The 26,434-nt window shown below is 61.3% G+C and carries 27 protein-coding genes; 7 read left to right on the top strand and 20 right to left on the bottom strand.

The genetic code is table 11. The annotated features are described in order from the left end of the window. Positions 1-5: 5 nt before the first annotated feature. The 9 genes from JOE34_RS18030 to nac all read right to left on the bottom strand — a co-directional run bounded on the left by JOE34_RS18030 (position 6) and on the right by nac (position 7,404). The gene (locus JOE34_RS18030) at positions 6-707 is read right to left on the bottom strand and encodes an amino acid ABC transporter permease (RefSeq protein WP_003401075.1); all 702 of its coding nucleotides are present in this window, start codon (positions 705-707) and stop codon (positions 6-8) included. Between the two features lie 117 nt (positions 708-824). Continuing rightward, positions 825-1,577, bottom strand: a complete 753-nt coding sequence (locus JOE34_RS18025) for an SDR family oxidoreductase (RefSeq protein ID WP_003370854.1) — start codon at positions 1,575-1,577, stop codon at positions 825-827. 127 nt (positions 1,578-1,704) lie between these two features. After that, positions 1,705-2,475, bottom strand: coding sequence for a 5-oxoprolinase subunit PxpA (locus JOE34_RS18020; RefSeq protein WP_046266285.1), 771 nt, complete (start codon positions 2,473-2,475; stop codon positions 1,705-1,707). Then, complete coding sequence (locus tag JOE34_RS18015) at positions 2,465-2,887, bottom strand: biotin/lipoyl-containing protein (RefSeq protein ID WP_010404790.1); 423 nt, start codon at positions 2,885-2,887, stop codon at positions 2,465-2,467. Before JOE34_RS18015 ends, JOE34_RS18020 begins: the two co-directional genes overlap by 11 nt. Next, a complete protein-coding gene (locus JOE34_RS18010) occupies positions 2,887-3,858 on the bottom strand; it encodes a biotin-dependent carboxyltransferase family protein (protein ID WP_010404793.1) in 972 nt (323 codons plus the stop codon). The genes JOE34_RS18015 and JOE34_RS18010 overlap by 1 nt, the downstream gene beginning before the upstream one ends. Further along, complete coding sequence (gene pxpB / locus JOE34_RS18005; protein WP_010404797.1) at positions 3,855-4,526, bottom strand: 5-oxoprolinase subunit PxpB; 672 nt, start codon at positions 4,524-4,526, stop codon at positions 3,855-3,857. The genes JOE34_RS18010 and pxpB overlap by 4 nt, the downstream gene beginning before the upstream one ends. Continuing rightward, positions 4,523-5,875 carry an acetyl-CoA carboxylase biotin carboxylase subunit gene (accC, locus tag JOE34_RS18000; RefSeq protein WP_209996288.1) on the bottom strand — a complete coding sequence of 451 codons (1,353 nt, stop codon included), beginning with the start codon at positions 5,873-5,875 and terminating at the stop codon, positions 4,523-4,525. Before accC ends, pxpB begins: the two co-directional genes overlap by 4 nt. Positions 5,876-5,930: 55 nt before the next feature. Then, on the bottom strand, positions 5,931-6,377 hold the full coding sequence (locus JOE34_RS17995; RefSeq protein ID WP_024665397.1) for an acetyl-CoA carboxylase biotin carboxyl carrier protein subunit: 447 nt from the start codon (positions 6,375-6,377) through the stop codon (positions 5,931-5,933). 115 nt (positions 6,378-6,492) lie between these two features. After that, entirely contained in the window at positions 6,493-7,404 is a 912-nt protein-coding gene (gene nac / locus JOE34_RS17990; RefSeq protein ID WP_046266279.1) for a nitrogen assimilation transcriptional regulator NAC, read from the bottom strand. A 275-nt stretch (positions 7,405-7,679) separates the two neighbouring features. Between nac and JOE34_RS17985 the strand changes: the two genes are divergently transcribed. The 4 genes from JOE34_RS17985 to JOE34_RS17970 all read left to right on the top strand — a co-directional run bounded on the left by JOE34_RS17985 (position 7,680) and on the right by JOE34_RS17970 (position 12,479). After that, positions 7,680-8,888 carry an aspartate transaminase gene (locus tag JOE34_RS17985; RefSeq protein WP_046266278.1) on the top strand — a complete coding sequence of 403 codons (1,209 nt, stop codon included), beginning with the start codon at positions 7,680-7,682 and terminating at the stop codon, positions 8,886-8,888. Positions 8,889-8,898: 10 nt separating this feature from the next. Next, positions 8,899-10,491, top strand: coding sequence for an MFS transporter (locus JOE34_RS17980; RefSeq protein ID WP_046266284.1), 1,593 nt, complete (start codon positions 8,899-8,901; stop codon positions 10,489-10,491). A gap of 57 nt (positions 10,492-10,548) precedes the next feature. Continuing rightward, complete coding sequence (locus tag JOE34_RS17975) at positions 10,549-11,880, top strand: OprD family porin (RefSeq protein ID WP_046266277.1); 1,332 nt, start codon at positions 10,549-10,551, stop codon at positions 11,878-11,880. A gap of 116 nt (positions 11,881-11,996) precedes the next feature. Next, the gene (locus JOE34_RS17970) at positions 11,997-12,479 is read left to right on the top strand and encodes a hypothetical protein (RefSeq protein WP_046266276.1); all 483 of its coding nucleotides are present in this window, start codon (positions 11,997-11,999) and stop codon (positions 12,477-12,479) included. A 47-nt stretch (positions 12,480-12,526) separates the two neighbouring features. On the opposite strand, the gene JOE34_RS17965 is transcribed toward JOE34_RS17970, so the two are convergent. Both JOE34_RS17965 and JOE34_RS17960 read right to left on the bottom strand, forming a co-directional pair. Next, positions 12,527-12,835 (bottom strand): putative quinol monooxygenase, encoded by a 309-nt coding sequence (locus JOE34_RS17965; RefSeq protein ID WP_003344909.1) that lies wholly within the window; start codon positions 12,833-12,835, stop codon positions 12,527-12,529. A 26-nt stretch (positions 12,836-12,861) separates the two neighbouring features. Further along, positions 12,862-14,046, bottom strand: coding sequence for an L-dopachrome tautomerase-related protein (locus JOE34_RS17960; RefSeq protein ID WP_046266275.1), 1,185 nt, complete (start codon positions 14,044-14,046; stop codon positions 12,862-12,864). Positions 14,047-14,324: 278 nt separating this feature from the next. Between JOE34_RS17960 and JOE34_RS17955 the strand changes: the two genes are divergently transcribed. After that, entirely contained in the window at positions 14,325-14,906 is a 582-nt protein-coding gene (locus tag JOE34_RS17955; RefSeq protein ID WP_003394164.1) for a TetR family transcriptional regulator, read from the top strand. A 5-nt stretch (positions 14,907-14,911) separates the two neighbouring features. Here JOE34_RS17955 and JOE34_RS17950 read toward each other — a convergent pair whose 3' ends face one another. From JOE34_RS17950 to JOE34_RS17940, 3 genes are all read right to left on the bottom strand, one after another. Further along, positions 14,912-15,886, bottom strand: a complete 975-nt coding sequence (locus tag JOE34_RS17950) for a biotin-dependent carboxyltransferase family protein (RefSeq protein ID WP_003394163.1) — start codon at positions 15,884-15,886, stop codon at positions 14,912-14,914. After that, positions 15,883-16,755, bottom strand: a complete 873-nt coding sequence (locus JOE34_RS17945; RefSeq protein ID WP_003344902.1) for an allophanate hydrolase subunit 1 — start codon at positions 16,753-16,755, stop codon at positions 15,883-15,885. The genes JOE34_RS17950 and JOE34_RS17945 overlap by 4 nt, the downstream gene beginning before the upstream one ends. Before the next feature lie 87 nt (positions 16,756-16,842). Continuing rightward, entirely contained in the window at positions 16,843-17,598 is a 756-nt protein-coding gene (locus tag JOE34_RS17940; protein ID WP_010404858.1) for a 5-oxoprolinase subunit PxpA, read from the bottom strand. A 155-nt stretch (positions 17,599-17,753) separates the two neighbouring features. On the opposite strand from JOE34_RS17940, the gene JOE34_RS17935 reads away from it, so the two are divergent. Continuing rightward, positions 17,754-18,671, top strand: a complete 918-nt coding sequence (locus JOE34_RS17935) for a LysR family transcriptional regulator (protein ID WP_003346362.1) — start codon at positions 17,754-17,756, stop codon at positions 18,669-18,671. A gap of 12 nt (positions 18,672-18,683) precedes the next feature. Here JOE34_RS17935 and JOE34_RS17930 read toward each other — a convergent pair whose 3' ends face one another. Further along, a complete protein-coding gene (locus JOE34_RS17930; protein ID WP_017279154.1) occupies positions 18,684-19,619 on the bottom strand; it encodes a LysR family transcriptional regulator in 936 nt (311 codons plus the stop codon). A 156-nt stretch (positions 19,620-19,775) separates the two neighbouring features. Between JOE34_RS17930 and JOE34_RS17925 the strand changes: the two genes are divergently transcribed. After that, on the top strand, positions 19,776-20,180 hold the full coding sequence (locus JOE34_RS17925; RefSeq protein WP_003394156.1) for a RidA family protein: 405 nt from the start codon (positions 19,776-19,778) through the stop codon (positions 20,178-20,180). A gap of 19 nt (positions 20,181-20,199) precedes the next feature. On the opposite strand, the gene JOE34_RS17920 is transcribed toward JOE34_RS17925, so the two are convergent. The 5 genes from JOE34_RS17920 to JOE34_RS17900 all read right to left on the bottom strand — a co-directional run bounded on the left by JOE34_RS17920 (position 20,200) and on the right by JOE34_RS17900 (position 26,327). Further along, positions 20,200-20,541: a hypothetical protein gene (locus JOE34_RS17920; protein ID WP_003394154.1), complete on the bottom strand. Its 342-nt coding sequence runs from the start codon at positions 20,539-20,541 to the stop codon at positions 20,200-20,202. A 132-nt stretch (positions 20,542-20,673) separates the two neighbouring features. Continuing rightward, on the bottom strand, positions 20,674-21,924 hold the full coding sequence (locus tag JOE34_RS17915; protein WP_209996278.1) for a thiolase family protein: 1,251 nt from the start codon (positions 21,922-21,924) through the stop codon (positions 20,674-20,676). Continuing rightward, positions 21,921-23,807 carry a feruloyl-CoA synthase gene (locus JOE34_RS17910; protein WP_024665387.1) on the bottom strand — a complete coding sequence of 629 codons (1,887 nt, stop codon included), beginning with the start codon at positions 23,805-23,807 and terminating at the stop codon, positions 21,921-21,923. Before JOE34_RS17910 ends, JOE34_RS17915 begins: the two co-directional genes overlap by 4 nt. A gap of 169 nt (positions 23,808-23,976) precedes the next feature. Next, positions 23,977-25,425: an aldehyde dehydrogenase gene (locus JOE34_RS17905; protein ID WP_017279159.1), complete on the bottom strand. Its 1,449-nt coding sequence runs from the start codon at positions 25,423-25,425 to the stop codon at positions 23,977-23,979. Positions 25,426-25,496: 71 nt separating this feature from the next. Continuing rightward, positions 25,497-26,327: a p-hydroxycinnamoyl CoA hydratase/lyase gene (locus tag JOE34_RS17900; RefSeq protein WP_003401024.1), complete on the bottom strand. Its 831-nt coding sequence runs from the start codon at positions 26,325-26,327 to the stop codon at positions 25,497-25,499. Between the last annotated feature and the right edge of the window lie 107 nt (positions 26,328-26,434).

Raw genomic sequence — 26,434 nt, 5'->3', positions numbered from 1 at the left:
GCCGCCTACCTCGCCATGGCTTTGCTGAACTGCCGGGCCAGCAACGCGCCCAGGCCCATCAGCATCAGTGAAATGGCCAGGTAGACCACGGTTGCCACCAGATACGCTTCGAAAGTGCGGAAGGTGTAGTTCTCGACCTCACGGGTGGCATAAGTCAGCTCCACCACGCCGATGGCCATGACCAGACTGGTGTTCTTGAACAACAGGACCGTGTGATTGATCAGCGACGGCAGGCAGTTGCGAACCCCTTGCGGCAGGATGACGTAGCGCATCGAACGCACATAGCCCAGGCCCAGGGCACGCGACGCCTCGACTTGCCCGGCTGGAATCGCGCGTAACCCGCTGCGGATGTCTTCACTGAAGTACGCCGCCTGGCAAAGCCCCAGGGCGATGACCGAGAACAGATATTCGGTGCTGTAGTTGGCCAGCCAGATCTGCGTGCTTTCGGACAGCAACGTCGGAATACCGAAATACCAGAGCATCAGTTGCACCAGCGTTGGCACATTGCGGTGGTAGGACACATAGCCCGCCACCAGGCGCTCGGCGTACTTGTTGCCGGTCAGACGAATCGACACCAGCAGCAGGGCAATCGCCATGGCCAGGCACCAGGCAACCAAGGCCAGTTGTAGGGTCGTTTCTATGCCCTTGACGATCAGCTCGGCGTACTCGCCCTGCAGGATCGCTGAAAGATCGAATTTACTCGTCATGGTTGTTCCCATAGACATTCAGCCAGGGCAGAAGCAAGGCGCCAGTGAGTCTGGCGCGGGTATGGCATGGCGGCTGGTGCCGCTCTCGTGATGGGTACAGCGCTTGAAGACGCTGTCTCAGCCTTCGTAGTCCTGCGGGCGTGCGGTCGACAGTCCGCCGGGCACCTGCAGCGTCGGGGTGATCTCCATGTGGCCGATGTTGACTGCGATGGGCGCGGCAATCACATAGGCGATCGCATCGGCAATGTCCTTGGCCACCGGCAGCTCATAGCCCTCGATGAAACGCTTGCGCACTTCCTCGGAGTCGCCATGCACGTGGGCGAAGATATCCGTCGCCACGCGCCCCGGACAGATTTCGGTAACCCGCACGCGCTTGCCGAAGGCATCGATGCGCAACTGCCGGGACAGCATGCTCACCGCCGCCTTGGTGGCGTGGTACGTCGAGTTGCCACCGAAGTTGTACGCGGCAGCGATCGAGCTGATGTTGATGATGTGCCCGCAATCACGCTCGACCATCCCCGGCAACGAGAGCCTGGCAATCTGCAATACCGCGCGCAGGTTCACATCGACCAGCAGATCGATCCCTTCAGCGTCCGCTTTGAGCAGCGAGCCGGGCCGGTCGACGCCGGCATTGTTGACCACGACATCGAAATGATGGGCCTGAAACAGGGCCGTCAGGCCAGCCAGATCCGTCACGTCGATAGCGTGCGCGATACAACCGGTGCGCTGCGCCAATGCCGCCAGCTTGTCGGCACTGCGCGCCAGCGCATGGACCTGCAGACCTTCGGCACACAGCCGCTCGACGACGGCCTCGCCAATGCCGGAAGAAGCGCCGGTGACCAGCGCGGTTTTGTAATCGGAAAAAGGCATGTCAGGGTTTCCTTGAATAAGCGTCGATCAGCCGCTTGGCTAGTAATGCTGATCGCCTTGTACTGGACTTTAACGAGCGTCACGAGCAGCGACCAAGACACAATGGTTGTGTGGCGATAAGCTGCGCTTATGACCCGAGCAACTGTGAAACCGGGGTGATGACACCGCCCTGCTCTTCGATGCTCCGGCGAATGCTGCGCGCCAGCTCCACCGCCCCCGGCGTGTCGCCATGCAACAGAATCGACTGGGCGTTGACCGCCACACGCTTGCCGCTCAGGGTCGTTACCGTGCCCTCCTGCAGCAGCTGCGCAACCCTGGCTCGGACCTGCTCCGGGTCCTTGACCACCGCACCGGCAATGCCACGCGGCACCAGCAGACAATTTTCGTCATAGGCGCGGTCAGCCAGAAAGGTCGTCGCCACCCTCAGGTTGCACGCCTCGGCGGCGCTCTCGATGGCCGCGCTGCTGGATGAGCTGATGATCAATTGCGGGTCAAACGCTGCGACGGCCCTTACCAGAGGCCCGGCCAGTTCGGCATCGGCCGCGGCCATATTGCCCAGCGCACCGTGAAAACTCATGTGCGTGACGCGGTAGCCGGCAGCGGCCGCAAGGCCCGCCAGAGCGCCGAGTTGATACACCACGATGGCGCACAACTCCTTGAGTTCGATGTTCATCCTGCGGCGGCCGAACCCCTGCAGATCCGGAAAGCCGACATGCGCACCGAGATCGATGCCCAGCGCCTTGGCGCGGCGCACCGTGCTGTCCATGATCAGCGGATCGCCGGCGTGAAAGCCGCACGCCACGTTGGCCGAGGAGATCAATGACATCAACGCCTCGTCCTCGCCCATGGTCCAGGGCCCGAAGCCCTCGCCCAGATCAGCATTCAGATCAATGCGCATGATCATGTTCCTCCAGTTCAATCAGCGGCTGGCCATAACCGACGCGCTCGTTTTCGGCGGCCAGGAAGCGCAGTACGCGCCCTGCCTGCTGACTGCGCACCGGCAGATACAACAGGCCGATACGCAACAGCCCCAGCAACTGCCCCACAGCCACTGCATCGCCGGGTTTCACGTAGCTGTCGCGTTCATCAGGATGACTCGAGACAAATACGCCGGGGTTATCGGCGGTTACCACATGGGCAGTCAGCGCAGACTGTTCAGCGGCAACTTGTGGCGCAGAAGGCGCAGCACAGGCCTGCACAGGCTCGCCACGGCGGATCAACAGCTCGAAACCCGGGCGTTTCAGTTCCAGTACAGTAAGCCCGGCGTCCCGAATCCATGCTGCCAGCTGGCGAATCTCTTTGATGTTCATCAGCGATGTCCTTGCAGGCTGCGCAGCGCGAGCATGCGCCGGGCGTCTTCGATGAAAGCGTGATTGGTGTCCAGCGCCTCGACCGCCTCGTCGTAACTGCACTGCACAAAACGCACCTTGCTGCCGATCGGCGCCTGCCCAAGGCGCCACAGGTCGGCTTCAATGACCGTGGCAAATTTGGGATAACCGCCACTGGGCTGGGCATCACGCATCTGCACGATCGGCTGTCCGCCGTGGGGCACCTGAATCACACCGGGCACGATGCCATGAGAGCGGATTTCCAGCGCCTCGCGCGCAATCAAGGGCGTGCCCTCCATGCGGTAGCCGTAACGGTTGCTCTGCGTGGTAATTTTCCATTCGCCGGCAAAAAACGTTGCTTGCGCCTCGGCGCTGAAACAGTCGAATTCGGCAGCCGGCAGCACCCGGATGGCGGGCAACCCGTCAAGCAACAACGGCAAGGCTGCCACCGACGATTGCACCCCGAAATCACTGGCACGCGGTTCATTGGCAGCGCCAGCAGGAATCACATCGCCCTGCTGCAACGCACGGCCCTGCCAGCCCCCAAAAGCCCCACGCAATTGCGTACTGCGCGAGCCCAGTACCAACGGCACATCGACGCCACCGGCCAGGCACAGATATACGCGGCTGCCCATCGTCGGGTAATTGAGCCGCAACACCTGATTCTTGCGTGCCTGGGCGACCCAATTGCCCGGCAGCCGCTCACCATCGAGCGACGCAGCGCAGGCGGCGCCGGTGATCGCAAAGGTGCAGTCATCGACAAAGCGAACTTCGAACGGGAACAGCGGAATTTCAATGCCCGCCGCGTCTTCATCGTTGCCCAGCAACAGGTTGCCGAGCCGCAGTGACAGCGTGTCCATCGCGCCAGACGTGCCGACGCCGTAACCGAGGCTGCCGTGTCGCCCAAGATCCTGAACGGTCGCCAGTGCCGTAGCGCTGATAACTTCGATCATCGGATGATCCTCTCGATGCGCAAGCGCAGTTGATCGCCGGGTTGCAACAGCGCCGGAGGCTGCTGGCCCGCATCAAAAAACACCATCTCCGTGCGTCCTATGGTGTTCCAGCCACTGGGGCCGGCCGACGCGGAAATACCTGTCTGAACGCCACCGATAGAGACCGACCCGGCACCGATATCGAGTACTGGCACCTTGCGCCGAGGCGTTGCCAGGCGCTGGTCCATGCCGCCCAGGTAGCAATAACCCGGATGGCTGCCCAAGGCGTACACCGGGTACAGCGGCTCGCAGTGCAGATTGGCGATGGTTTCGATATCCAGCCCGGTATGCGCGACGACATCAGCCATGTGCGGGCCGCCATCACCGCCGTACACCACCGGCAATTCAATGATTCGGCCTTGCAATGGCAGCGGCTGGCACTGCTCCCAGGTCTCCAGCAAGCGGGTTTTCAGACCGGCCAGGTCCCGTGGTGGCGCCGCGAAGGTCAGCATCAGGTTGTTCATCCCCGGCACCGCCTCGCGTACCTGCGGCCAGTCCTTGCTCAGACGGGCCAGTGCCCATATCCGTTGCTGCGGTGCCAGGTCGAGCTCGCCGGGTGCTTCGAACAGCAACGCGGTGGTTCCCAGCAAGGTGATTCTTGGCGCATTCGGCGCCTGCACGAGACTCATGGTTGGCTCCTTGTCTGCAACCAGCGCTCCAGGTGATGAATGTCCATGCCACCCTTGCAGAACACCGGGTCCTGCAGAATGTCGCGATGCAGCGCGATGTTGGTAGAGATGCCCTCGACGTGCATTTCGCTCAGTGCCAGACGCATGCGTGCCAACGCCTCATCGCGACTGGCGCCATGGGTGATGACCTTGGCCACCATCGAATCGTAATAAGGCGGAACACGGTAGCCGTGGCTGACATGCGAATCGACCCGCACACCGAAACCACCGGGGATCTGCCAGCGAGTGACCAACCCCGGCGTCGGCATGAAGCTGCGCGGGTCCTCGGCGTTGATCCGGCACTCCAGCGAATGGCCCGAAACGCGTACGTCGGCCTGACTGAAACTCAGCCGCTCGCCCATCGCCATGCGAATCTGCTGCTGGACAATGTCGATGCCGGAGGTCATTTCCGTTACCGGGTGCTCGACCTGCAGGCGGGTGTTCATCTCGATGAAATAGAACTCATCCTTTTCGAAGAGGAATTCGAACGTGCCGACGCCCTGATAGCCGATCTGGCGGCAGGCCTGCGCGCAACGCTCGCCTACTCTGGCCATCAATGCTGCGTCGATGCCGGGTGCAGGCGCCTCCTCGAGGACCTTCTGGTGGCGGCGCTGCATCGAGCAGTCCCGCGAGCCGAGCCAGACGGCATTGCCGTAGGCATCGCATAACACCTGAATCTCGACATGGCGCGGCTGACCCAGAAACTTCTCGATATACAACTCGGGATTGCCGAAGGCGTGCCGGGCTTCTTCGCGGGTCAGCGCAATGGCATCGAGCAACTGAGACTCTTCCTGAACCACGCGCATGCCCCGCCCTCCGCCGCCGCCTGCGGCCTTGACGATGACCGGGTAACCGATGTCGCGAGCGATTTGCACGATGCTTTGCGCATCGGCGGGCATGCTGGTGTCCGGACCGGGTACGCACGGCACGCCAGCCTCGCGCATCGCCCGCTTGGCTGCGACCTTGTCGCCCATCACCCGAATGCACGCAGCGCTGGGGCCGATGAAGGTCAGGCCAGCCTGCTCGATGCGTTCGGCGAACGCGGCATTTTCAGACAGAAACCCATAGCCGGGATGGATCGCCTGAGCACCGGTCAGCTGCGCGGCATAGAGCACGGCCGCCTGATTCAGATAACTCTGCCCTGCGGCGGCAGGACCGATGCACAGCGCTTCGTCGGCCTGTTGTACATAACCGGCATCGCGATCCGCTTCGGAATACACCGCGACCGTACGCAGGCCCAGGCCCTTGCAGGCGCGCTGTATGCGCAGGGCGATTTCGCCACGATTGGCGATCAACACTTTATCGAACATCAAAAACCCCTGATCGGTGAACCCGCAAGACGCTCTGCAAGGCAGCTCAAGGCCATCAAGCAATGCTGAACAGCGCCTGACCGGCCTGAACTTCTTCGCCATTGGCAACCAGAATGGCAGTCACGACCCCTGCCGCTTCGGCCTTCACCGGATGAAACATCTTCATGGCCTCGACCACGGCAAGGGTCTGCCCCACCTCGACGGACGTGCCGATCTCGACGAAAGGCGGCTGGTCGGGTGCCGGCGTCAGGTGCAACACCCCGTACAGCGAAGCGCACGCCTGTGTCTGTTGTACGGCGGCCGTCGTACTTGCCTGAGTCGGAGAAACAGGGCGCGCTGCGGGCGTCGTCTGCGCTGTCGAAACAGCCGGATTGACGCGATTGGCGACCTGAGCGGGCTCGCGCAGTAAACGCAGCTGCGCGTCGCCTTCACACAGACTCAGTTCGCTCAGGTCCGATTCGGCCATCAGGTCGATAAGTGCTTTGATACGTTCCGGTTTCATGCAACAGCCCTTGCCTGGCAAATGAAATGTGGCTGAGGGCAATGTAACGAGGCAGGTTTTTGACCGCCAAGACGGTTTGACTGTGGGGTGATAAGCGCCCCTTATGACGTCGCGATCATTGCGTACGGCGGTTGCCGCGCATCTCTGCGACCAGTTCCAGAAGGATCGCCTTGACCGCCTGGGCCGGAACCGACAGCGGCAAGTGCCCGGAAAGGCACAGCGCGAGAGGTGCTTCGATTTCGGGTTCGACAATGCGGCTCAGGTTGACCGTATGCGTGTCTGCCAGCACCCGTGCAGCAGACTCGGGAAGAATGGTCGAGCCGAATCGATCGGCCACTGCAGCAGCCAGCGTCGTCGAAGATTCGACTTCTGCGACCACCCGGGCACTGCGCTCGATACGCACAAATGCCTCATCCACCAGACGCCGGACAGTGTTGTAGGTGCGCGGCAACAGCAGGTCGATATCGGCCAGCTCGCTGAGCGGAATTTCCTCGCGGCCCTGGAGCGCCTCTTCGGCACTCACCAGGTACAGTTGCTCGCGTATCAGCGGCACGAAACTCAGGCCATGCACCTCTCGCCCGCCATAGAGAACGGCCATGTCCATGCGCCCATTCATGATCAACTCGCTGAGGGTGGTGCCAAAGTTCTCATTGAGGTACAGCAGAATGCCCGGATGACGCTCGCGTACGCGTTTGAGCAACGGCAGCGACAGGGTCGAAGCGGCAGTGCCGGGTGCCAGCCCTACCGACACCGGCCCCGATAAAGCCAGACCGCTGGCGTTGACGTCACTCTGTGCCTGCTCGCACTGGCGCAGGATCACCTGAGCATGCCCATACAGCACCTTGCCCGCCTCGGTCGGGGTGACGCCGCGCTTGGTGCGGATCAACAACTGTTGCTGCAACTCGGCCTCCAGCGTCACCAACTGCTGGCTCAGCGCAGGTTGTGCGATGTGCAGCACATCGGCGGCCTGGGTCAGGCTGCCGATATCGACAATTTTCACGAAATATTTCAAACGGCGAAGGTTCAAGGTGCTGCACTCCAGAGTCGCGATCAGGAGGCTTCAGCAAGACCCAGGCCAGCTCCAGAAAACCAGACATAAGCAATTGCTATGTCAGTCTCCGCTGATCGGGTTTGCCAGGCGCTGATCCCCCTGCAACCATTGCCCGCCCGTTTTTGGTGCAACGCTGGTTCATCTGCGGTCATAAGCGCTGCCTATCAACCCAGAACGAACTCGTCTTATGGCGAGCGCTTCGCTGGCTCGTAACGTATTCCTCATCAAGGCCATCAACGAGGAATGCCAACGTGACCGCATCTCGCATCGCTGCCCGCGTGCTCCGCATCAAACCGTCGCCAAGCAGTGCTGCTGCCGATCGGGCCAATGAACTGCGGCGCGCAGGCAAATCGATCATCAATCTGGTGGTTGGCGAGCCGGACTTCGACACGCCAGCGCACATTCGTCAGGCCGCCTGTGCCGCCATCGAGAATGGTGAAACCCGCTACACGCTCAACGCGGGCACCACGGCGCTGCGCGAGGCCATCGCCGCCAAGCTGCAGCGTGAAAACGGCCTTGCTTATGCGCCCGGCCAGATCGTGGTCACCAGTGGTGCCAAGGCCGCGATCTTCAATGCATTCGCGGCGACATTGGGTGTCGACGATGAGGTGCTGATCCCCGCGCCTTACTGGGTGTCATACCCGGACATGGTCCTGGCCTGCGACGGTCGCCCTGTGACCCTGGCATGCCCGGAAGAAGATCAGTTCAAGCTGACTGCCACGCAACTGCGCAATGCGATCACGCCGCGCACCCGCTGGCTGCTGCTTAACTCGCCGAGCAACCCGACCGGTGCCACCTACAGCGCATCCGAATGGCGCGCGCTGGCCGACGTACTGCTCGATTACCCGCACGTGCTGGTCATGACCGATGACATCTACGAGCACATCCGCTACGACGACGCTCCGCTCAGCCACTTGCTCACTGTCGAGCCGGCGCTGCGCGAACGCGTGCTGATCATCAACGGCGTGTCGAAGACCTACGCCATGACCGGCTGGCGCATCGGTTACGCCGCAGGCCCCGACGATATCATCAAGGCGATGGCGACCCTGCAATCGCAGTCCACCAGCAACGCCTGCTCGGTGAGCCAAGCCGCCGCAGTCGCTGCCTTCAACGGCGACCAGTCTTTTGTCAGCGACAGCGTCAAGGTCTACAAACAGCGCCGTGATCGTTGCCTTGAGCTGATCAACACCATTGACGGCCTGAGCTGCATCAAGCCGGAAGGCGCGTTCTATCTCTACGTCAATTGCGGGGCACTGATCGGCAAAACCACACCGTCAGGTTCGGTACTGGAAGCCGATACAGACGTGGTGCTGTACCTGCTGGAAAGTCAGGGCGTGGCCGTTGTCGCAGGCACCGCCTATGGCCTGACACCGTTTTTCCGGATGTCTACGGCTACAGCACTGGAAACCCTTGAAGACGGCTGCGCGCGCATGGCGACTGCTGTCGCTGCATTGCGCTGAGCACCTCGACATGACGACGCCGAGCCATCCAGCCCTGACCTTCAAACAGGCCTTGTTGGCCATGCTCGGCATATCACTGGTACTGGGCCTTTCCGCGCTGGATCAGACGGTCATCGGCAACGCACTGCCAAGCATCGTCGCCGAGCTCAACGGTTTCGAGCTGTACGCCTGGGTCGCCACCGGCTACCTGCTGGCCTCTATCGTGACCATCCCGATCTTTGGCCGGCTGGGCGATTTTTACGGGCGCAAACCGTTCGTGCTGGCCGCAACAATCATCTTTACGCTGGCCTCGCTGCTCTGCGCACTGGCAGACAGCATGTTGGTGCTGGTGATCGGGCGAGCCTTGCAAGGCGTGGGCGGCGGCATGTTGATCGGTACCGCCTTTGCCTGTGTGCCCGAACTGTTTCCCGACACCCGCCAGCGGCTGCGCTGGCAGGTGTTGCTGAGTGCCATGTTCAGCGTGGTCAATGCCATCGGCCCAGGATTGGGCGGTTATCTGTCCGGCGAGTTTGGCTGGCGTTCGGTTTTTTGGTTGAATCTGCCCCTGGGCGTGGTTGCCTTGTTTTTTGCCTGGCGCTTTCTGCCGTGGTATCGCCCGCAAGGGCATCGAGCCCATTCTGCCGGTGCGATCCGGCTCGACTGGCTCGGGGCTTTATTGATCGTACTGACGCTGGGCAGCCTGCAACTGTTCGTCGAATGGCTGGGCCAGCGTTCTCTGTCCGTCAGCCTGACCTGTGGCGCCGTGACCCTCGCGGCCATGGCCGGCCTCTGGTTCCACGAGCGCCGCTGTGCCTTTGCCTTGCTGCCCGCCGGACTATTCGCCGACCGCAGCATCCGCCTGCTGTTCATCATGTCGCTGCTGGCCGGCGCCATCATGTTCACTCTTCTTTTTTATCTGCCGCTGCTCTTGCAGGGCAGCTACGGCTACTCGCCAAAAGACGCAGGGTTACTGCTTACCCCGCTGGCGCTGAGCATTACGCTGGGCGCCATCGTCAACAGCCGGATCGTCACACGCATAGCCAACCCCAACCGGCTGCCGGTCGCCGGGTTTGCTGCGTTGTCAGTCGCCTGCACTGCCCTGGCGCTGGTCGGGCTGCATGCCGGGTTCAGCACCTTGCTGGGGCTCATTCTGCTGGCGGGGCTGGGGCTGGGTTTCATTCTGCTCAACCTGACCGTATTCACCCAGACGCTCGCCGAACGGCAATTTCTCGGTATCGCCACGGCACTGACGCAATCCTTGCGACTGGTCGGCGGTTTGCTGGGTACGGCAGCCATGGGCGTGCTGGTCAAGCTGCTGTATGTCACCAACCTGCAAAGTGCGCTGAACGCAGCAGGTCAGGCGTCGGCCTTACCGCGCTTGGCTGACCCTCAGGTTCTGCTGCAGCACACGCCTGCCAATGTCGATGCGGCGCTGCTGATAGCCCGCACCGCCCTCGCCCAGGCGGTGGGCACGGGGCTGCTGACGTGCGCCGGGCTGGGCGTGCTGGCGCTGCTGGTTCTGCATCGTCTGCCTCGCGTCGAGCTTCATCGAGTGCCCGGTGCAACAACGCCTGCAACGGATTCATGTGTAACACCTGCGCCTGAAAAACAAAAAGAAACCTGACTGCCGCCTGACTCTGCCTCTCAAAAAACACTTAATTACAGCATGAGGATGAATCCGATGGAGCGTATCAATCGCGCCGCCCCTTTCGTTGCGGGCTTTTGTGGTCTGCTGATCGCTCAGCAGAGCTACGCCGAAGGTTTTCTGGAGGACAGCAAGGCCAGTATTCTTGCGCGCAACTTCTTCAGTAACGCAGACAACCGCAGCGGCGCTGCCGACCCGAACTACACGCAGGAGTGGGGCCAGGGCTTCATGCTCAACTACCAGTCGGGCTATACGCCAGGCACAGTGGGCTTCGGTGTCGATGCACTCGGCCAGTTGGGCATTCGTCTGGACTCGGGCAAAGGCCATCACTACAACCCGCAAAGCACGGCGTTCAATGGCAATATCTTCCCCACAGACAGCGACGGTCGTGCGGTCGACGAGTTCAGCAGCCTGGGGGCGACGCTCAAGGCACGCGTCTCCAGGACCGAACTGAAATACGGCACGCTGGTGCCGATGCTGCCGGTGGTGATGTCCACCGACCGTATGTTGCAACAGACTTTTCGTGGCGGGCAGATTCAGTCTGGCGACCTGAAGGACTTCACCTTCACCGCAGGCCAGCTGGAACATGTCATGGGCCGTGGTTCGACCAATCAGATGGGCATGTCGATTCCGGGTGCAAACAACCCGCTGACCGGCGAGTTCGTCAACAAATTCTACTATGCAGGCGTCGATTACAAACCGACCAAAGACCTGACCTTGCAGTACTACTACGGCAACCTGGAAAACTTCTACAAGCAGAACTTTCTGGGCCTGAAATACGACATGCAACTGGGTCCGGGCATCCTGCGCACCGACCTGCGCCATTTCGACAACCGCTCGGACGGCGCCAACGGTCACGACCCGGCGTTCTACACAGTGGGTTATTACGGCAACGGCGTCACCAAGGGTGAAGTCGACAGCCGCCTTTCCAGCGCCCAGTTCACCTACCTGATCAATGGCCACACCTTCGCCGCGGGTTACCAGGCCGTGACCGGCAACAGCGACGCGGTCTGGCTGAATCAGGGTGACGGCTCGACTGCTTACTTCATGACCGAGTCAATGATCGGTAAATTCCAGCGCGCCGGAGAACGTACCTGGCAGGTTCGCTATGGCTACGACTTCGCCAGACTGGGCGTACCGGGTCTCAACTTCCTGGCAATGTATGAAAGCGGCTCGAACATCCAGACGTCCGACGGCGACAAGAAGGAATGGGAACGCAACGTCACCCTGAGTTACGTGGTGCAGTCCGGCCCGGCAAAAAACCTCAGCGTCGCGCTACGCCACGCGCAACTGCGCACCGAATTCGCCAGCCAGCGTGATTCCGATGAGCACCGGGTGATCGTGAGTTACCCGATCAATATTTTCTAAGGCAACGGGACAGCAGATGCAGGACGTGTCTGCTGTTCGAACCGACATGGTTACCCTGGCTCGTATTCGCCAATCATTCGTTATAACCTCTGCAGCATGCAAAGGAAGCGAACACCATGAACAGTACACATCCGGATGACGCATCTGATCAAGCCCGTCCGCCACCTTCAGTAAAGCCTGAAACCCGTCTTCTTGAGTCGGAACCGTCCGCGCCTCACGCAGGCGTCCAGGCGACACCTCACAAAGCCATTCACCCTGCCTTTATGGATATGCCTGCCGCACCCTACCCTGGATTGGAAAACCAGACGGGCATGCCCTTCAGCTCGTTCTACCTAAGCAGGTACATTGCCTTTGCCTCAATTGCCATTGTGGCTATTGGCGTTTGTATCGCTATCTTTTTTCTGAATCTGGACGGCGACTGGCCTCAAATAAATCGAGTGCTTGCGGCTGCCGCACTGTGGTTCGCCAATCTGATATCGGCGGTGCTCAATACGGTGTACTGGTTCATTCGGCGGGCGCCGAAGGGATTGGTGATCTTGCTGGCTATGCAATGGGTGGTTGCGCTGGCCGGTGCGGTATCACTCCTTTTGCAGAACTGATCAACTCTCTGCGGATGGGCCCGGACTGACCGGGCCCTTTCGCACACTCAGCTCGATACCTGATCGAGAAATATCAGCTGCGGCGGCTCTGCCAGCAACTCGCCGCTGACTGCCGCGAACTGTTGGTAGTGCGGCGTGGCGACATGGGCGTCCAGCGCTGCCTGATCCTTGAAGCATTCACGCATGTAGAACGTGCCGCGCTCATCGCGCGCTTCGAACAGTGTGTACTCGATATTGCCTGGCTCCGCCCGGGTCGGCTCCACAAGTGCCGATAATGCGGTTTTCAGGGCCGACTCTTTGCCGGCACTGGCTTTCAGGACTGCCATCAAGGCCAATGGCTTTGCAGGTGTGTTCATTTTCGATGCTCCGGTATTCGATTCGATCAGTGGGTAGGTGCGGGCGCAGCGTCTATTTTCAAACGCAGCAGGCTGTAGGGTTTTTCCCGCTTGTCGTGGCCGGCGTTGAAGTTGGCCTGGCGGTGCAATTGGTTGACGATGAAGTACAGGTAGCCATCCGGGCCGATCGACAAGGTGTCAGGCCACAGCATGCGCGGATCGTGTGCCACTGTTTGCCAGGTACCATCCGGCAGGCGTTTGCGAATCGAATTATGCTCGTAGTCACCTGCGTATACCGCGCCTTTGGCATCGGCCTCCAGGCCATCCGAAGCGCCTTTTTCTCCAAGGTCCTGCACCGCCGCTGCCAACTGCTGCTCACTGACCTTGCTGTCGTTCAACAGCTCGGTGGCCACGGCATACAGATGACGGCTGGACAACGGCGAGAAATACAGTGTCTTGCCGTCCGCCGACAACGCAATGCCGTCCGAGGCGACGCCGACCGGTTTGCGCGTTCCGTTCGGGCCATCGCCCAGCACGGCCACGCCCTCGACGACGGGTACGAAAGCCGGATCGACAGATGTTGACTGCGCCCCGTTCAAGCGCCGCACGGCGTGACCGCTGGCAATGTCCATGACAATGATCGCACCCGGCCCGCTCAAGGATGAGTCCGTTACATAGACCGTCCCCTCCGCTCCCTTGCGAAAGTCAAAGCGCATGTCGTTGACATAGGTGCCGGGCAATATGACGTTATCCGGAAACACTAGGCGCTTGACGATTCGGTTGCTGGCCAGGTCCACCGCAACCAGTTTGGCGCCGCCTCGACGCGGGGACGCAAAGCCCGGTGCGGCCGTGTCCAGAAGCCAGACACGCCCCTTGCCGTCGGCGACCACGCTTTGCACGCTGATCAGCCCGTCGCCGGGGTCTTTGGGGTTCTCCTTGTTGACCGCCAGATCAGGGTAGGCAACCACTTTGCCGTCACGAATCTCGCCCACGGTAAACGGCACCTTGTCACCCCAACGCGGGAAATTGACGAAAATTCGCCCGGTTTCAGTGACTGCCACACCGGTGGGCATCGCGTCATAAAAGGCATGAACCTGCTCGAGCTTGCCAATCGGTTTGTCAGCCGGCGCACTGGCGGGCAATGGAATGGCGGTCGCGCCGTAGGCCAGCGAAGTGGCGAGTGTGGCTGCAGAAATCATGGCAATTGCGGCGGAAATTTTCGTTCGATGCATAGTGCTCTCTCCTGAGGGGCTAACTGCCCATCAGCATTGGGGGCTTTGTGTGCCATAAACAGGTTGACGACTAGTCTGAACTTTCTTGTTTCAAAGAAAAACGCGGGGAATACGCTAACACTTTCAACACGAGGGCGAAGATCCGTGTTGCTTGCCAGCCATCTCCTGCAGCCAGCATCCTGACGATCAGCGGTTTTGATGACGGTCAGCATCAATGCTATATTCACCCTCTTCCAGGCCGAGATGGCCACCACCAGACAGGCAAAGAGGCAACCTGCATGAGAGTTACCAAGGCGCAGGCCCAGGCCAACCGGGCACACATCGTCGAGACGGCGTCCGTCCAGTTTCGCGAGCATGGCTATGACGGTGTCGGGGTGGCCGATCTGATGGCTGCCGCAGGCTTTACCCACGGCGGGTTCTACAAGCATTTCGGTTCAAAATCCGACCTGATGGCCGAATCGGCGGCCTGCGCCTTCTCGCAGACGGTGGCCAACTCGACCGGCATCAATCCAGCGCAGTTCATCGATTACTACCTGTCCCGAGAGCACCGTGACAACCTTGGCACGGGCTGCCCCATGGCAGCGCTGAGCGGCGATGCAGCACGCCAGTCGGACGAGGTCAAAGCGACCTTCGCCGACGGCATCGAAAGCCTGCTTGCAGCGCTTGCTCCCGCTCAGGCAGCGCCCGGCGACGAAGAATGGAAACAGGCGCGGGCAAACACCATCGACCGCTTTGCCCATGCGCTGGGGGCGCTGCTGCTGTCACGCAGTTGCCCGAATGACTCGCCGCTGGCGGACGAAATACTCGAAGTGTGCCGCGCGAAGATGCGGGCACAACTGGAGTCCGGACAGACCGACTGACCGTCTCAGGAAGGAAACAGTTTGCTCAGGCAGGCCAGCTTCTTCTTGTAGGACTTGCGCGCCACCAGCGCTTCCTCCAGCGTGACGGCCACGAATCGGGCGGTCTGATTGGGTTGCATCTGACCGATCAGGTCCAGGTCGGCGCTGATCACCGTGCCAATCATCGCGTAGCCCCCGCCCGACACGGCATCACGATGCAACACAATCGGTTCCAGCCCGGCAGGCACCTGAATCGAGCCGATCGGGTAGCAGCTGTCGACGATATTGGACGGATCGGAACCGGCGCCGAAGGGCTGCTCCCTGGGCTGGAAAGTCAGCGCCCTGCCCCCTTTGAAGCGATAACCGATGCGGTCGGCTTCCGACCCTACGCTCCAGGGTTCGGAGAAAAAACTGGTGGCGGCAAATTCAGTCAGGCGCTCGTAATACAGGCCCGGCACCACCCGCAGATACACTTCCCCGCCCAACGATTGGCGCAAGGCCATCGGCAGGCTGGCCCCGGCACGTCCCTTGCCGCTGGGTGTGCCTATCGGCAACAGGTCATCAGCGGCCAGTCGGCGACCCTGAAAACCGCCAAGCGCACCCAGCGTGTACGTCGAACGGCTGCCCAGCACCAGCGGCACATCAATGCCGCCGGCGACGGCCAGATAGGTACGCGCACCGTCCTTGGGGAAGTCGAAACGCAGCACTTGCCCGGCCTTCACCGCAAAGGCGGTGTCGTGGTGCATTTCCACGCCGTCGAGACGCGCCGCCATGTGCGCGCCGCAGACTGCAGCCAATGTATCGCACTGGAACTCCAGTTCCGGCCCCAGCAGTGTGCATTCAAGCGCCGCAGCGCCGGGTGGATTGCCGACCAACTGATTGGCGGCGCTGAGGGCATACTGATCGAGCGCACCGGAGGGCGGAATGCCCAAGTGGTAATAGCCCTCGCGGCCGAGGTCCTGAACCGAGGTGGCCAGACCGGGTTTGAGCACCTTGATCATGCCAGCACCTCCTGCAACGACTTGGGATAGCCCACCGGATCGGCCAGAAAGGCATCCAGTGAAAACTCGACCGGGCGGATGAGCAGGTCGAAGCGCCCCGCTTCCACCTCTGCGACAGCCTCGTCATAGGCTTGCCGGTCAAGCGGTTTGAACTGGACGATATCGCCCGGCCGGAAGAACACCATGTGCTCTTTCAGGTAGGCCAGCTTCTGCTGCGGGTCATAGATCGGCGCGGGAGTGACGCCAAACATCTGATAACCGCCCGCTCCGCGTACCGAATAGATGCAGCCGAAGCAGCCGCCGTGACCGAGTGTGTGCTTGGGCGTATCGGTGCGCGGACGCAGGTATTTGGGCACTTGCAGCTGACGCTCGCGCTCCACCATCTGGAACATGAACGGCAGACCGGCGACAAAACCGACCATCGAAACGAACCACGGTGCACCGCTGTGCGCGGCGATGAAGGCATCGACATCCGCCAGGTTATTGATGCGTGCAGCGTATTCCAGGTCGGTGGAACCGGGGTCCTGATGACGGTCACGAAAACGCATCAGGGTTTCGTGGGTCCATGGATCGTTGTACAGCACCGGGATTTCGATGATCCGGGTCTGCAGGGTACGTTCGGCGACCGCACCGGCCTCGGCCGCCCTTACCGCTTCGAGTAAGACGTGCGGTGCGATACGGTCCGGGTCAAAACGAATCTGGAATGACGCGTTGGCCAGGCACACGTCCAGCACACCGTCCAGCGCCAGACGCTCGACCGCACGGGTCACCGCCAGTCCCTTGAAAAATGCTTCCAGCGACATACTGTCACTGACCTCGGCGAACAGATGTTCATCAGCGCCAAAGCTGTAGCGAATCGGATCAGCCATGTCTGTTCCTTTCTTGAAATCGTTGTAGAACGGCAGGCAAAAAATCAGTAACACGGCTCGTGCGTCTGTGCACACGATACCTTGGACTCAACGCGGTGCACGCACCTTGATGCCCGCAGCGTCGAGCGCCAGGCGTGTCGCTTCTGCAAGGTCCAGCGCACCCGGCGTGTCGCTGTGCAGGCAGATCGAATCGAATTCGATGCTCAGGTCCTCACCCTCGACAGTACGCACCAGACCTTGCAGGCACGCGCGCACCACACGGGCTGCGACTTCGGTCGGGTCCAGGGCACGTACGTGACGGGTGAAGACGATGGAGCCGCTGAGGTCGTAAGCGCGATCAGCGTAGAACTCGCGGATCACCGGCTGGCCCAGCTCCTCGGCGATCTTGCAGATAACCGAACCGGGCATGCAGTAAAGCAGCAAATCAGGCTCCAGGCGCTGCAGGTTTTCCACCAGCAGGCGGGCTGCGGCTTCGTCCCTGGCCAGGTGCATGTACAAGGCGCCGTGTGGTTTGAAATGCTGCAAGGCCACGCCCTGAACCCGCGCCAGCTCGCGCAGGGCGCCCAGTTGGTAGAGCATGTCGTCGACCAGCTCCTGGGGCGTCGAGTTGATATGACGGCGGCCAAAGCCGACCAGATCGCGAAACCCCGGGTGTGCGCCGATGGCAACGCCCAGGCGTTTCGCCTGCTCGATCGTGCGGCGCATGGTGCCAGGGTCACCTGCGTGAAAACCGGTCGCAACATTGGCGGAGCTGATAAAGGTCATCAATTCAGTATCGACGCCGTCACCAATAGTCCACGCGCCAAAGCTTTCACCCATGTCCGAGTTGAAATCCACCTGCATGGCTGTTGCTCCTGTGGCTGTCCGGACAAAGGGCTATCCGGCTTCATGCAAAGCACGTTAAATTCAGTCGCCCCCCTTGGGTAGATCTATTAACAGATACGCTATCTTCTGAAAAACAGATACCCCGCTCAGTACAAACTCTGTCTGGAGTGCTTATGTCCCTGACCCTGCGCCAGGTCCGTTATTTCGTGGCAACTGCCGAGATCGGGCAGATTTCGCAGGCGGCCATTCACCTGAATATTTCCCAATCGGCGGTCACCACGGCGATCAAGGAGCTGGAGAGCATGCTCGGCACCCTGTTGTTTCAGCGCTCGGCGCAGGGCATGAGCCTGACTGAAGCAGGCCGCCACTTTCTCAACAGGGCTTACGTCATCCTGCGCAGCGTTGATGATGCGCTGAACAGCCCGCTGCCCGATATCCGCGCCAGCGGCGTATTGCGCCTGGCCGCCAGCTACACGGTCATCGGCTACTTCCTGCCGCATCATTTGCAGCGCCTGGAACACTGGCACCCGGACGTCGCCATCGAGGTGCATGAGCAGGAACGACAAGCCATCGAACAAGGCCTGCTGCAAGGTCGCTTCGACATGGCGGTGGTGCTGACGGCAAACATCACTCACCCGGATATCATCTCGGAAACGTTGTTCAACTCCGAGCGCCGCCTGTGGCTGTCCAGCCATCACCCGCTATGCCAACGCGCCTCTGTCAGCCTCGCCGACGTCGCGCAGGAGCCCTATATCCTGTTGACCGTCGACGAAGCCGAACAAAGCGCCATGCGCTACTGGGAACTGGCCGGGCAACAGCCCAACGTCAGAATCCGCACCAGTTCGGTGGAAGCGGTGCGCAGCATGGTCGCCAACGGCAGCGGCGTGGCGATCCTTTCCGATCTGGTGCATCGCCCCTGGTCGCTGGAAGGCAAGCGTATCGAAACGATCACCGTCACCGATACAGTAACGCCCATGAGCGTCGGCCTGGCCTGGCACCGCGAACGTGAATTGAGCCCGGCCATGCAGGCCTTCCGCAACTATTTTCATGACGCATTTCTGGCCCCGCAGCAACTGTCGGCACGGCGTTGAACCTGCAGCGCACTATTGCGCAGGGTGTGCCGGTGGCCGAGTGACAGGTGCATGCTCGGCCATCAGCTCGGTGATCCAGTCGATAAACACGCGGACCTTGATGCTGATGTGACGGTTCGGCGGGAAGGCCACGTACATCGGCATGCTGTCCAGCTGCCAGTCTTCGAACAACGGGACAAGGGCTCCGCGCTCCCGATACGGCTTGGCCATATAGTCCGGCAGCCAGAGAATGCCCATTCCGGCCAAACCTGCGGCAACGTAGGCATTGCCATCATCCACTGCCAGCGTATAACGCCCCTGCACATGGAGCTTTTCCCCGTTGCGTTGCATGGCATAGGGCAGCGCCTTGCCGGTGCGCGCCCACAGATAGCCGACGATGCGATGGGCCGAGTCTTCGAGCTCTTGCGGATGAACAGGCGTGCCCATTCGCTGCAGGTAGTCCGGCGCGGCGTAAACGCCCAGTTGCAGGTCGCCCACCCGCCGTGCCATCAGCGACTGATCGGCTATCTCGCCACCCCGCACCACGCAGTCGACGTTCTCGCCAATCAGATCGACCATACGGTCGCTGACGCCCATATCGATCTGAATGTCCGGATAACGCGCATGAAAGCCTGGCAAGGCGGGCATCAGCAGCATGCTGGCCAGCGGGCTGGGCACGTCCACGCGCAATCGTCCTCTGGGCAGCGACGCTGCACTGGACAGGCTGGTCTCGGCGTCATCCATGTCGGCCAGCAGCCTGACCACGCGCTCGTAAAACACCGCACCGTCGGCAGTCACGTTGACCCGGCGCGTGGTGCGATTGAGAAGCTTGACCCGCAAACGGGCCTCCAGTTGCTGCACCAGTTGCGTCACGCTGGTCTTGCTCATGTGCAGCGTAGCCGCGGCCTTGGTGAAACTGCCGGTTTCCACCACGCGGGCAAACGCTTGCATTGCGTCGAAACGATCCATCCTCGCCCCGCCTGTCATGCCTCATCAGCCTGTCGATTGTTTGGGTTTCCCAAACAGTGCTGAGTACGGTTGCTGGTTTATCGCACAGACGCAAGTCCCTAGTCTGGCTTCAACGCTGATTTCAGCTTTCGTACCCAAGTTTTGATGGAGACACCCATGACCCAACGTGACGTCGTTTTCCCGGCTGGCCGGCAGGCGCTTTACGAGCGCAATCGCTATTCGCCCGCCCTACGCTCCAATGGTTTTCTGTTCGTGTCCGGACAAGTCGGCAGTCGCGAAGACGGCTCACCCGAGCCGGATCTGGAAAAGCAGGTGCGCCTGGCGTTCAACAACCTGAATGCCATCCTGCTGGCGGCCGGCTGCACGTTCGACGATGTGGTCGACGTGACGGTGTTCATTGTCGATCCCGAGGCAAGGTTCGAGCGGATATGGAAGGTGATCCCAGAGTTCTGGGGCGACGCGCCGCATCCGACCCTGACCGGCGTCGGTGTAACCTGGCTGTATGGCTTTGATTTCGAGATCAAGGTCATCGCCAGGCTGCCGGAAGCCGTCGAGCAATAACCGGGCGGCGTGGGTCCGCTCAGCGGCGAATCGGCACCACGCGGTCGCTTGCATCCGCCGCCAGGGGCCCCTCGAACTGCTGGAAGAACTGCCCGGACACCACATGATCGAGAAACTGCGCCTGCTCTTCGGTGGCCAGACGTATCGGCGAGTAGCCGTCGGCATCGGGCACAGCCAAAAGGCGCGCCTTGCGTTCGTGAGCCACCGCGATGAACGCCCTTTTCTCTTCGTCGGACATCAACGAAAAGTAATCGGAAAGATTTTCCAGCGAGCGCACCGCCAGATCCTGGTCGAGCTGCTTGTCATCCGTGAACATCAAATGCCAGACGAAATCGAAAGAAAGCTCAGCGAGGGCACGCATAGACGGGGTTCCGTGGGGTCGAGAGGTGCGAGATTCACTGTTCGCTACGATTCGGTCAAGCGCTAAAGGATGACCTGCGTGAGGCGTAGCGTTTAAAGCAGGAAAATGTCGCATTTGCGGGTATGTTCCTGGCTAGACACGCTCGGACGCATAGTGGGGATTCTCGATCAGCAGCGCCATGCCCTGCCCGCCGCCGACGCAGGCTGCAGCGATACCGTAGCGCAGGCCCGTGTCGCGTAATTGACGGGCCAGGGTCATGACCAGACGCAGCCCGGTGGCGGCCAATGGATGGCCCAGGCCCAGTGATCCACCCAGGCAGTTGAGCCGCTCGTGGTCAAGCTCCAGCGTTTGTGCCACTGCCAGAACCTGAGCGGCCTGCGCTTCATTGATTTCCAGTCGACCGATATCCCTCAGTGCCAGCCCGCTGCGCTGCAACAGCAAGCGGATCGCAGGTGCGGGGCCAATACCCATGAACTCTGGCGCGACACCCGTCACCGCGCTAGCCAGCAGATGCGCCAACACCGGACTCGTCGATTGCGCAGCACGCCCCACCAAGGCCGCCGCAGCGCCATCGACCACCGCACAGCTATTGCCTGCGGTCTGCACCCCGTTAGCGTGAATGGCGCGCAGACGCGACAGCGCTGCCAGATGGGTCGCACGCGGATGGCTGTCCTGCGTCACCACTTCAACCCCTCGCGGCAACTCGATGCCGCGCGGCTGATAGCCTTCCAGCGCAAAGCGCTCGCTGCTGACCGGGACAATTTCCTCGGTCCATTTGCCGGAAACCTGCGACTGCAGCGCCCGCTCATGGCTGAGCAAGGCATAGCGGTCCACTGCTTCACGGCTCAACCCATGACGTTTGGCGAGGTGGTCTGCCGTGGCGATCATGTCCATCGCCGGTGCAGGGTCATACAGCGCTTCCCAGAGAAAATCCTTGAACTGCACAGCGGCGCCGAGCGAGAAGCCATTGCGGTGGGTATAGGCCGCGATCGGGTTGCGCGACATGGACTCGGCGGCGACGCACAGCGCCATCTGCCCGCCTTCGCCCACGTGCATGGCGGCCTGGCGCAACAATTCGAAACCGGTGGCGCAGATGCGCTGCACACCCAGTGCCGGAACGCTTTGCGCGACGCCGCTGTAAAGGCCGATATGCCGGGGCAGCAGGTACGCATCGAAACTGGCCTGCGCCATCGAACCGGCCAGTACGCTGTCGATCTGATCCGGCTCGATGGCGGCGCGTGCCAACACCTCGCGGCCGACCTTGATACCCAGGTCGATGGGCGAGACAGCCGCCAGAGCGCCGCCCAGATCCACCCAGGGCGTGCGCACCGCATCGAAGATGGCCACGTCGCTGAATGCCGAATACTGCCCGCCGCCACTCATGCCTTAGGTGCTGCACTGAGCTTGTCCGGGTCCTGATCACGGTACAGCGCTTCGACCTTGTCTGCGCGCCACTGCAGGACGGCACGCTGGTTGATCGACCCCTTGTCGGTGATTTCGCCGCGATCAATGGAAGCGGGCTGATCAAGCAGCACGATCCACTCCAGCCGGCTGGCGTTGCCGTTCGCGCCCTGATTCAGGCGCGCCAGCCAGTCGGCGAACCATTCGCGTACCGGCGCACTGGCCAGTACCTGTGCATCCGTGGCCTGTGCATCCAGCCCGGCCAGTTGCCGACACTCGTGCACCCTGGGAAACACCAGCGCCCCGAGGCATTCGCGGTCAGGCGCAGTGATGACCACATCCTGCACGTACGGCGAGCCTTCCAGCACCGCGCGGTTGCGCATCGGTCCGACGCTGACGAATACGCCCGACGACAGCTTGAAATCCTCGGCCAGACGCCCGTCGAACATCAGGCCCAGTTCGGGTGCCGCAGGATCGGCAAGCTTGATTGCATCGCCGGAGCAATAGAAGCCGTTCTCGTCGAACACTTCGGCCGTCTGCTGCGGCGAGCGCCAGTAGCCCGGCATGATGTGCGGACCACGAAACCGCCCTTCGAGCTTGCCATCCACCGGCACCAGACACACTTCGCATCCCGGTGCCGGCAGGCCGATGTACCCGGCCATCGACAAGGGCCCGGTAGTAAAGGTGCAGGACGGCGCAGCCTCGGTCATGCCCAGCCCGGCCATCATGCGAATCCGCTCGCCGCAATGCTGCTCGGCCACCCGGTCAAGACGATCCCAGATGCTTTGCGACAGGCCGGCAGCGGCGAAGAAGAACAGCTTGATGCGCGAGAAGAATCGCTCGCGCAGCTCGGCGTCCTGCTCCAGTGCGTTGACCAGCTCCTCCCAACCCTTGGGCACAGTCAGGTAGGCGGTAGGCGAAATTTCCTTGAGGTTGCGCAAAGTCTCGGCGAAGCCTTGTGCGGTGGGCTTGCCGTTGTCCAGATAGAACGTGCCACCGTTGTACAGCACGATACCGATGTTGTGACTGCCGCCGAAGGTGTGATTCCAGGGCAGCCAGTCGACCAGCACGGGCGGTTCTTCGCCGAACACCGGGAACGTCTGCAGCAGCATCTGTTGATTGGCACACAGCATGCGTTGGGTAGTCACCACCGCCTTGGGCAGTTTGGTCGAGCCCGAGGTGAACAAAAACTTGGCGATGGTGTTAGGGCCGCTGGCCAGGAAAGCGGCATCGGCCTCGCTGCCACCCGGCTCTTCGAGCAGGCTGGAGAAGCTCAGATGAGGCCGGCCATTGAGCTGTCCGCGTACAGTGATGACGGGCGTGTCCGCAGGAATGATCGCATCGATGGCACGCTGGAACGGCGCGGCATCACTGACAAATACCAATCCTGGCCGCAATACGTCGCAGACGTGGCGTAACTTGGCGAAATCCTGAGACATGACCGAATACGCCGGTGATACCGGGCAGTATGGAATGCCGGCGTACATGGCACCCAGAGCAAGCTGCAAGTGCTCGATGTCGTTACCTGACAGCAACGCCAGCGGCCGATCGGCGGAAAGGTCGTACGCCAGCAGGCTCTGCGCGATAGCGCGCACATCCGTCAGCATCTCGGCATAACTGACCTTGCGCCAGCCGCCACGGCTGTCGCGGGCGGCAATAAAGGTCTGTTGCGGACGCAACTGAGCCCAGTGCACCAGCCGGTCAAGCAGCCGGTCGGGCAATCGTGCCAGGGGCTCCAGGGAACGCATGTGCAGAACGCCCTGCTCTTCCCGCACCTCGATGGGCGGGTGGCCGATCGAGACCTGACGGTAGCGCGGTGCATTATCTTCACTTTGCAGCGTTGATGATCTGATATCGGAACTCACGTGCGTTCTCTCCATCAAGGTACGCAGGCGCCAAACGCTACGCAGCGGTTCGGGCCAAGCGTTGCAGCACCAGGCTGCAGCCTTGTTATTGTTGTGCCTGAGTCACCGGCGACACGGTCTTGTGTAAAAGAGCGTTACCGCCGGCCTGGAAGGTTTCAGATCGGGTGGTTCAAATGGGATAGTGCCGTGGCCCGTTTTGCAACGTCACCCAGCGCAACTGGGTAAAGTGCTCGATCGAGGCCTTGCCGCCGAAACTGCCATAGCCACTGGACTTCACCCCGCCGAAGGGCATTTGCGCCTCGTCGTGAACCGTGGGGCCGTTGATATGGCAGATCCCGGACTCGACCCGTTGCGCCAGCGCCAGGGCCCGGCTGGTATCACGACTGAAAATCGCCGCCGAGAGACCGAACTCCGAATCGTTGGCCAGTCGCAATAGCGCTTCGTCACCGTCGCCGCGCAGCACCACGGCCACCGGGCCGAAGGACTCTTCGCGGTACAGGCGCATGGCGTCTGTCACGCCGTCGAGCAGCGTCGGTTGCAAAATGCTGCCCTGCAACTGCCCGCCAATCACCAGCGTTGCGCCAAGCGCAACGGCGTCATCGATCAAGCCTTTGATGCGCGTCCCGGCACCCACGTCGACCAGCGATCCGAGGACCGATTCACTGTCATCCGGATTGCCGGCGCGCAAGGTTTTGATCTTGGTCGTCAGCTTGGCAACGAAGGCGTCGGCGACCTTGTGATCCACGATCAGCCGCTCGGTGGACATGCAGATCTGGCCCTGATTGAAATAAGCGCCAAAGGCGGCGGCCTCTACTGCCGCGTCGAGATCGGCGTCGTCGAGCACCAGAAACGGTGCCTTGCCACCCAGTTCCAGCAGTGCCGGTTTCAGATACCGCGCCGACAGTTCACCGACGATGCGGCCTACATGAGTGGAACCGGTGAAATTGACCCGCCGTACTGCCGGGTTGGCAATCAGGCGCTCGACAATCGCCGGCGCATCGGCCGGCGCGTTGCTGATCACGTTCACCACACCGTCACCCAGCCCGGCATCCTGCAGCACCTGGCCGATCAGCCGATGCACGGCTGGGCTGAGCTCCGAAGCCTTGAGCACCACGGTATTCCCACAGGCGAGTGGCATGGCGATAGCACGCGTGGCAAGAATCACCGGCGCATTCCACGGCGCGATACCGAGGACCACACCGCAGGGCTGGCGCAGCGCCATGGCAAAATTGCCGGGAACATTGGAGGGGATGACATCGCCGGTAATCTGCGTCGTCATGGATGCCGCTTCGCGCAGCATGTTGGCGGCCAGCTGTACGTTGAAGCCGTACCAGTTGGCCATTGCTCCGGTTTCGCCGGCAGCGGCAATGAATTCAGCGCTGCGAGCCTGCAACTGCGCGGCAGCTTCGAGCAGACGCGCCCGACGCTCGCCGGGCACCATCGCCGCCCAACCGGGGAATGCAGCCTGAGCGGCTGCGACCGCCGCATCGGCATCTTCCAGAGTCGCTGCGGCCACCCGCGAAACCACCTCGCCAGTCACCGGGTTGCAGCGTTCAAATGTACGTCCGTCACTCGCGGGGCACGACTGGCCGCCGATCAGCAGGGGCACGTCCAGCATGGTGATTCCTCTTTATTGTCATTGTCTTTATCAGGAACTACAGACTTGGCTCGAAACGTCTGGATATCAGACTAGCGTTTGTACGCTTCCAGACCAGGCTTGATGCTCTTGTCATCGAGGAACTGCTTCATGCCCTGCTCGCGCCCGCCTTCCTTGTCCAGCAGACGTGACTGGTCGAGTTTGGCGTACAGGTAGTCTTCGTTCTGCTCCCAGGTCAGTTCGCGGCAGCGTTTGAAGCCGTGCTTGGCGGCGCGCAGTACCACCGGATTTTTTTCCAGCAGATTGTTGGCCAGATCGATGGTCACCTGACGCAGTTGCGCCAGCGGCACGCTTTCATTGACGAGGCCCATTTCAGCGGCCTTCTGACCGTTGAAGGTTTTGCCGGTCATGATGTAGTACAGCGACTGGCGGTGGCCCACGGTGTCAGCCATAGCCTTGCTCACCAGGTTGCCGGGCGGAATACCCCAGTTGATTTCCGAAAGGCCGAAGGTCGCTTCATCAGCGCAGATCGCCAGATCACAGGCCACCAGCGGGCTGAAACCACCACCGAAGCACCAGCCGTTGACCATGGCGATGGTCGGCTTGGCGTACATGCGCAACATCTTCCACTGCCACTGGGAGGCTTCGCGACGGATTTTTTCCTGAAGAATTTCCGGTCCGGCATCTACCTCGCGGAAGTACTCCTTGAGGTCCATGCCAGCGGTCCACGCCTCGCCCGCACCAGTCAGCACCAGAACGCCCGCATCGGGATCCTGCTCGAGGGTTTCCAGCACATCGATCATTTCGCGGTTCAAGGTCGGGCTCATCGCGTTGCGTTTTTCCGGCCGATTGAGGATGACCCATGCGATACCTTGCTCGATCTCGACCTTGATGGTTGACCAGCGGCCTTCATATTTGCTCATGGCGATGCTCTCTTGTTCTTGGCTTGAAGATGACTCAAAGCTAAACCGCAAATATAGTTATGTCAATTAACTGTTATCCACATTAATCAAAATCTCGGCACTCCGTC

Origin of the sequence: Pseudomonas sp. PvP028 (assembly GCF_017832255.1) — a bacterium.
In the GTDB taxonomy this organism is placed as follows: domain Bacteria; phylum Pseudomonadota; class Gammaproteobacteria; order Pseudomonadales; family Pseudomonadaceae; genus Aquipseudomonas; species Aquipseudomonas syringae.
This window is presented reverse-complemented; position numbering and strand designations above follow the sequence as displayed.